Below are 6,908 nucleotides of genomic sequence, written 5' to 3' on the forward strand. Positions count from 1 at the left end.
TAGGAAAGAGGGTTTTTTCGGTTGATGGCGAGAGCGGACTCTGGGGTTGGTCGCTTTTGGTGGCGGCAATTGGATGGGAAGCGGACATCAAGGCGATCGTTTTCTAATAGCAGCTACATCCCGAAAGCAGACGCTGCCGTTGTGGCGGTTCTATCCGGAAAAGCGGACTACAGGGTTGATCTTTCTAGAAAAAATCGGATAGCACGCTCGTTGGAAAAAATATGGGGGTCTTATGCGCGTTTGTTTTTATCTGTTGTTAGCGTTTAGCGCGATTGGTTTGTCGGCCGCGCCCGTTTTCTCGCAGGACACGGTGAAATCGGCTGCAAACTTGTCGATCGAACCGCCAGAGCTCATCTCAGCTGATACCTTTGCGGCACCGGGGCAGATGGTACGTCCAGAATTATCACCTGATGGCCTAAAGATGGTTCACAGAGAACAAATCGGCTCAACCAAACTTCTCACGATTAAGACCATGGACAGCGGTAAAATCGAACGCATAAAAGTTCCGGAGAACAACGACCTGAAATGGTACCGGTGGGCAGGGAATGACAAAATTCTGATGAGTGTCAAAGGAGTTTTGACGCGCGGTTCAAGAGAGTATTGGCGCACCTCCTTGTTCGCATATGACATCAAGACTGGAAGTTTTCAGTCCGTCGGTCGATGGCAGACAGTAGCCGACGGTGATAATGTTCTTTATGTTGATCCTGACGGAGAATATTTGCTCCAATCGATACAGGCCAAATCAACCGAATATCCAACGGTCTACCGGGTAAGCTTGGCCGACAATGGCATCTCTACAGCCGTTTACCCCCAAAAGAGAATTTGGCGCTGGATCGCAGACGATGCTGGTATTGTCAGAATGGGCATTACCTTTCGCAGCACAGGACTGGACATTCATTATCGCAGCAATGCTGACCAGAATTTCGAACTGATCAGCAAGTTGCGAGACAAAGATAGCGATGAAGAGTTGGAGGATAGTCTGCTTGACATTGAGGCTATCACTGCAGGTAGTGATACCGGCTATGTTCTTTCCAATAAGGAAACTGGCCGGTTTGCGCTGTATGAATTTGACTATCGGACGCGCGAGCTTGGCAAGATGGTGCTTGGTCATCCAGAAAATGACATTTCCAGTTATCACCTGAGTGAAGATGGCACAAATTTGCTGTCGGCGCGTTTTACCGATTCTCGTGATCGCATCGTCTGGTTCGATGAAGGCCTTAAAAATATACAAGCCAACCTCGAAAAAGCCTTGAAAGGACAAGAAGTCTGGATCCAGTCGCGAAGCAGAGATCGGAAAAGGATGATCATCTACACCACGTCATCGTCTGATCCGGGCAGCTATTATTTGTTCAAACCAGATGAGAGTAAATTGGATCGAATTGGTGGCATAAATGATCCCATAGACCCTGCAAAAATGGCGTTGACCAAATATGTCGAATATCAGGCTCGGGATGGACTGAAGATAAAGGCGTATTTAACTTTACCCAAAGGCCGAACTGACAAAAACCTGCCGCTAATTATCTTGCCACATGGCGGGCCTTACGACGTGCGCGATACTTGGGACTACAATGCAGAAGTTCAGTTTCTTGCCAATCGTGGATATGCTGTGTTCCGGCCAAACTTTCGCGGTTCAGGGGGTTATGGTGAGGATTTTTATACCAAGGGTGAAGGCCAGATCGGCCGAACGATGCAGGACGATCTTGATGATGGGATGGATTGGTTAGTTGAACAGGGCTTTGCTGATCCTATGCGGGTCTGCCTGGTTGGGGCTTCCTATGGCGGTTATGCAGCTATCTGGGGTGTCATCCGCAATCCCGAGCGTTATCGATGCGCCGCCAGCTTTGCGGGGGTGACTGACTGGGCAAAACAACTCAACTATGACAAAAAGTTTTTCCGCAGCCGCTATGCAAAAGAATGGAAGGAAACCGTTCAGGGCGGCGAGGATTTTGATTTGGATAGCGTTTCACCCGTTCATCAGATCACCAAATTGAAACGTCCTTTGTTGCTGACACATGGAGACGAGGACAGCAACGTTCCCTTCAGTCAGTACAAACGCTTGATAAAGGCGGCAATCAAAGCTGACATACCAATCGATGTTAAAGTGTACGAAGATGAAGGACACGGTTTTTTTGATCGTAACAATGAGATTGATTGGTATACTCGGCTCGAGGCCTTCTTGCGCAAACACAATCCACCGGATTGAATGAACAGAAAAGGTCGGACTGCTATAGGCGATGTCCGCTTTTGTGCCCAAAGCAGACCTTAGAGCCGTATAACATTAACGACCGCAAATGGGGCGCCAGCAGACCGGCTACTACTATATCTAGAATATCAGATACAGAAGCGCGCACTCCGACTTTCGCCGCTCCACCATCCGGTTACCGTCCTGCCAGTTTTTTCGCCTCGGCCAGATGGGTCCGTCCGATGCGGATCTCCGTGCCGCATTTGAGGCAGGCCATCCACACGCCGCCGCCATCATGGCGCAGGCCGGCTATCCAGTCGCGCCGGACCAGGTGGGAGCGGTGCAGGCGGATAAACTCGTCCGGGTTGAGCCGTTCTTCCAGGCCGGTGATCGTCTGGTGCAGGAGATAGCTGATGCTGCCGACGTGCAGCCGCATATAGTCGCGTTCGGCCTCGACCCGGTCGATTTCGGTGGCGACGATGCGGCGCAGCTCGGACTTGTAGGGTACCCAGAATTCTTCGGCCCAGGGAGAATCTTCCGCCTCTCCGTCTCGCGGTTCCGCGGTGCGTTCCCGCACTCGCGAGATGGCCAGCGCCAGCCGCGCGTTCTCGACCGGTTTCAGAACATAGTCGATGGCGGCGACGTCAAAAGCCTCGACCGCAAAGCGGTCAAAGGCGGTGACAAATATGATCGCCGGGGCATTGGCCTTGCCGGACAATGCGCGTGCGACATCAAGCCCGTCCTTGCCGGGCATGGCGATGTCGAGCAGCAGCAGATCCGGCTGCAGTTGTTCGGTCAGGCGCAGCGCCGCTTCGCCATCGCTGGCGGTACCGATCAGGTCGATATCCTGCTGCCGTGCGCAGAGCAGCTGCAATCGTTCGATCGCCAGCGGTTCGTCGTCGACTATCAGCGTCTTCAGCGGTTGAGGTTCGGTCTCGTCGATCATGGATTGTCCAGCATCAGGGGCAAGGTCAGCTGGGCAATATAGCCTCCTTCTGCCGGACGTACAGTCTGCAGGCTGGCTTGCCGGCCAAAGCGCGTCTCAAGGCGATCGCGGACATTGGCGAGGCCGATGCCGCTGCTCGGTCCATTGTCCTGCAAATCGATCGGTCGCGGATCACCGTCATCGGCGACTGTCAGGATCAGATTGTCCCCATCCGACCGCGCGCTGATCGTGATCGTGACCGGGCGCTTGCTGTGCGCTACGCTGTGCTTGATCGCGTTTTCGACCAGCGGCTGCAGGATCAGGCCCGGTACCAGTACGCCCAGCAGTTCGTCTGGAATATTCACCTTGGTTCTGAGCCGCTCGGGGAAGCGGACTGCTTCGATATCGAGATAGAGATTCTGCAGATGCACTTCTTCCGACAAGGGCACATCCTCCAGCGGGTCACCCGACAGGCTGGTGCGATAGAATTTCGAGAGGTTGAGGATCATTTCCTCCGCTTCCTCCGACTGGCTACGCATCACCAATGTGCTCAGGCTGTTGAGCGTGTTGAACAGAAAATGCGGATTGACCTGATAGCGCAGCGACCGGAGTTCGGCATCTTGCGCCGCCTGGGCAAAGCGCGCCGCCTTGCGTTCTACCTGCCGGACTTCCCCGGCATAGCTCAAGGTCAGATATAGGGATGCCCAGCTGATGATGAAGAAAAAGCGGGAGGTGGCGTCTTCGGAAATCGCCTTGAGCGCAAAATTGTCCTGCGCAACATATTCGCGCATTTTCTCGACATGCGCTTCGTCCCACAGATTTTCCGGATAGTAGATATTGAAGATATAATGGTTGAACGAGGCGATGATGATAGCGCACGGAATCGCGGCGGCAAATGCCGTGATGATCCGCGTTGACAGTGCCTTGTCCTCAAACTGCCGAAAAAATAGATAGAGCAGATAGGTGATGCCGATGCCAAGAATCGTCACGACAATCCGCCGCGCCGCCATTTCGCCCTGCGCCGGCCAATCGCCGATCGACGCGCGCAGCGTCAGGATGATCACATAGAAAAGCCAGAATCCGAGTATCGACAGGATTGCAACCTGGTGTCCGACCGACGGCTTGTGCTTTCCAATTTCAAATTTTCTCATGTGCATACAATTCGATGTTTCCCGAAGAGCTTAGGCCAATATGGTATCAATTGTCTCTAGGTGAATTGTGCCCGGTCGAAACAGGCTTGCGGTTGGTCGAAACTTTCTAAGTCTGGCGCGCAATTTTCCGAATTTTGGCGGCCGGCGCGGAATTAAACGGCTCCGGTTTAACCAATTGCTAACTATGTTTGGGTCAAATGGCCTCGTGGGATGATTTAACAGGGAGTCCCGAGACCATGACCAAGGAAATGCAATCCGTTCCCGGCGCGATGACGCTGGCCGAGATGAAGGAATTCGCAGGCTTCAGTTCTGCAACCCAGCGCTATATCCGTCGTTCGCTCGATGTCGGTCTCGATCGTTCCGATGCCGTCGAGACATGGTCGCGCGATACGGTTGAAGAAGCCGGCATCAAGGTCCAGATTTCACTATACCGTCGTCTCGATGCCATTCGCAAAGACATTCCCGAGGATTGTGCCATCGACAGTATCGAGGCGTTCATGCCCTCGCTAATCTCTCTCGCCGCTTTTGATCTGGGGCAGGGCCGCATCCACAGCTTTCCCGCTTTCCGTTTTCTCTACGAACGCCTGCTGGGTCCGGAATCGCGTCCCTGGCTGCCCGGCGCATTCTGTGCGGCCGCGTCGCTTCCGCATCTCCACCCGAAAACCCGCAAGGAATTGCTGCAATCGATCAGCGAGGCCGCCGCGACAGCGCCCGGCTGGTCTACCCGTGAGCCTAGCTTTTTTCCGGAATGGGTCGAAAAAGTCGATATGAGCAAGGCGGCGCATTGAGCGTTGTGATCTAGATGGTCGTCGGTGGTCCCGTAATCGCCGCTTCATATTCGCTTTCGGCCCGCTGGATCAAATGGCGGTCATCCTCGTTCCACGGATGAAATCCGGGCAGGAAGAATTTGAGCCAGGGGATGATGATCGCCCGCGCGATACCCGGCTTGACCAGCAGAAATTCAAGTAGCTTCATTTTAACCCGCCATCCGGAAATACCATCCTGCGCAAGCAGGTCGAGCGTGTCCCGCCAGCGGTTGCCCCAAAAATTGCGGGTAATGATCAGCATCATCAGCGCCTTTACTTTCCAGCGTTGCCAGCGGCTCCAGTCCCGCGTCGCATATAGCCATGTGTCATAGGCGACGCCTTTGTGCTCAATCTCTTCCAGAGCATGCCAGCGCCACAGATCGGCGGTTTCCCGATCGGAATCCTTCCAGTGCCGGGGATTGGCGAGAAATTGCTGCGCCATGATCGCGGTGAAATGTTCAAGGATCATCGTCGCCGCCAGATTTGTGATCTTGGGCCGGCCTTTGGTCATGGCCAGAGATTCTGTGATCCGTGTCTCTATCCGGCTGGTGTCATAACCATTTTCCTCGACCCGGCGATTGAGCGCCAGATGTTCGCGGCTGTGTATCACTTCCTGCTGGATGAACGCGCGGATCTCTTTTTGCAGTTTGGCAGGCGTGTGATCCCGGAATTCCTTGACGCTTTCGATGAAAAAAGCCTCACCGCGCGGAAATGTCAGCGACAGGCAATTGTAAAAGGCGGTCGCCACCGGATCGCCATTTTGCCAGTATTTTTTCGGCTGATGCCCTGCTTCCCGTCCGAAACGGCGGTCGCGCGGCGTAATTACGTGGCCAGCGGGGGTTGGCGTGCGGATGGTTTCCGGTTCGGCGTTAACGGGGCTAAGCATATTCATCAGATGTTTCCATTGTGGGAAATTCGGCTTATAGATAGCATGAATATCATAAGGCTACTTACACAAATGTCAATAGCGAAGAGACGCCTGTCCCCTGAAGCAAGCCGCAGCATGGCGCTCGCGGCTGCACGTGATTTGTTGATCGAAACGGGTCCGCAATCGGTCACGCTAAAGGCCGTTGCCGGGCGGATCGGGCGCACCCATGCCAATCTTTTACACCATTTCGGTTCCGCTTCAGGACTGCAAAAGGCGCTCGCGGCTTATTTGTCCGACGAGGTATGCGGTGTGATCGCGCAGGCGATCATGAAAACCCGCAGTGGAGAAGGGACCGTCCGAGACATCGTCGATCTCACCTTTGACGCGTTTGACAAACAGGGGGCTGCGGCACTCTGGTCCTGGATGATGCTCACCGGCAATGAAGATGCGCTGGACCCTATCGTTGAGGCGATTCACAAGCTGGTCGACGATATCGGCGAAGGCGGGCATGAAGACCGCGAAATGCATGAAGACACGCTGGCGCTGGTTCTGATGGCGCTGGGCGATGCCTTGATCGGTGAGCGCTTGTCCGGTTCGCTGGGGCTCGCCCGTGATTCCGCTCGTGATATGGCAGAGCGCCAACTGGGACACGCCCTCGAGCGCTGGAAGCAGGAACATGAAGTCTAGGCTGCACTAGCCGGACTAGTTTTTTGCGAATATTTGATCGTCGCTGGCGAACGCCTTGAACTCGAGCGCATTGCCACTGGGGTCGCAAAAGAACATCGTTGCCTGCTCGCCCGCCTGTCCCTTGAAACGGATTGTCGGCGCGATGACAAAATCGATGTTTTCCGCCGTCAGCCGGTCAGCCAGCGCCTGCCAGCCGGCCATCGTCAGCACCACACCGAAATGAGGGACCGGCACCTGTTCGCCATCGACCGGATTGCGCATCTGGCGGCCGTCAAAATGCTCGTCGAGA

Annotated in this window: 7 protein-coding genes; 3 read left to right on the forward strand and 4 right to left on the reverse strand. The window is 54.5% G+C overall.

Going from position 1 to position 6,908, the window contains the following annotated elements; all coding sequences use genetic code 11:
• Positions 1 to 232 precede the first annotated feature (232 nt).
• Positions 233 to 2,203: an alpha/beta hydrolase family protein gene (locus WBM93_RS04140; RefSeq protein WP_424428540.1), complete on the forward strand. Its 1,971-nt coding sequence runs from the start codon at positions 233 to 235 to the stop codon at positions 2,201 to 2,203.
• Positions 2,204 to 2,378: 175 nt separating this feature from the next.
• Here the strand turns inward: WBM93_RS04140 and WBM93_RS04145 are convergent, their stop codons facing one another.
• Both WBM93_RS04145 and WBM93_RS04150 read right to left on the reverse strand, forming a co-directional pair.
• Entirely contained in the window at positions 2,379 to 3,128 is a 750-nt protein-coding gene (locus WBM93_RS04145; protein ID WP_424428543.1) for a LytR/AlgR family response regulator transcription factor, read from the reverse strand.
• The gene (locus WBM93_RS04150; protein WP_424428546.1) at positions 3,125 to 4,264 is read right to left on the reverse strand and encodes a sensor histidine kinase; all 1,140 of its coding nucleotides are present in this window, start codon (positions 4,262 to 4,264) and stop codon (positions 3,125 to 3,127) included. Before WBM93_RS04150 ends, WBM93_RS04145 begins: the two co-directional genes overlap by 4 nt.
• A gap of 230 nt (positions 4,265 to 4,494) precedes the next feature.
• Between WBM93_RS04150 and WBM93_RS04155 the strand changes: the two genes are divergently transcribed.
• Positions 4,495 to 5,046: a hypothetical protein gene (locus WBM93_RS04155; protein WP_424428548.1), complete on the forward strand. Its 552-nt coding sequence runs from the start codon at positions 4,495 to 4,497 to the stop codon at positions 5,044 to 5,046.
• 10 nt (positions 5,047 to 5,056) lie between these two features.
• Here WBM93_RS04155 and WBM93_RS04160 read toward each other — a convergent pair whose 3' ends face one another.
• Entirely contained in the window at positions 5,057 to 5,950 is an 894-nt protein-coding gene (locus WBM93_RS04160; protein WP_424428557.1) for a metal-dependent hydrolase, read from the reverse strand.
• A gap of 72 nt (positions 5,951 to 6,022) precedes the next feature.
• Here WBM93_RS04160 and WBM93_RS04165 point away from each other — a divergent pair, with 72 nt between their 5' ends.
• On the forward strand, positions 6,023 to 6,619 hold the full coding sequence (locus WBM93_RS04165) for a TetR/AcrR family transcriptional regulator (RefSeq protein WP_424428551.1): 597 nt from the start codon (positions 6,023 to 6,025) through the stop codon (positions 6,617 to 6,619).
• Positions 6,620 to 6,634: 15 nt separating this feature from the next.
• Here WBM93_RS04165 and WBM93_RS04170 read toward each other — a convergent pair.
• Positions 6,635 to 6,908 (reverse strand): VOC family protein (locus tag WBM93_RS04170; RefSeq protein ID WP_424428554.1); only part of this gene is annotated, 274 nt, incomplete at its 5' end.

Origin of the sequence: Parasphingorhabdus sp., assembly GCF_049667325.1 — a bacterium.
Taxonomy (GTDB): domain Bacteria; phylum Pseudomonadota; class Alphaproteobacteria; order Sphingomonadales; family Sphingomonadaceae; genus Parasphingorhabdus.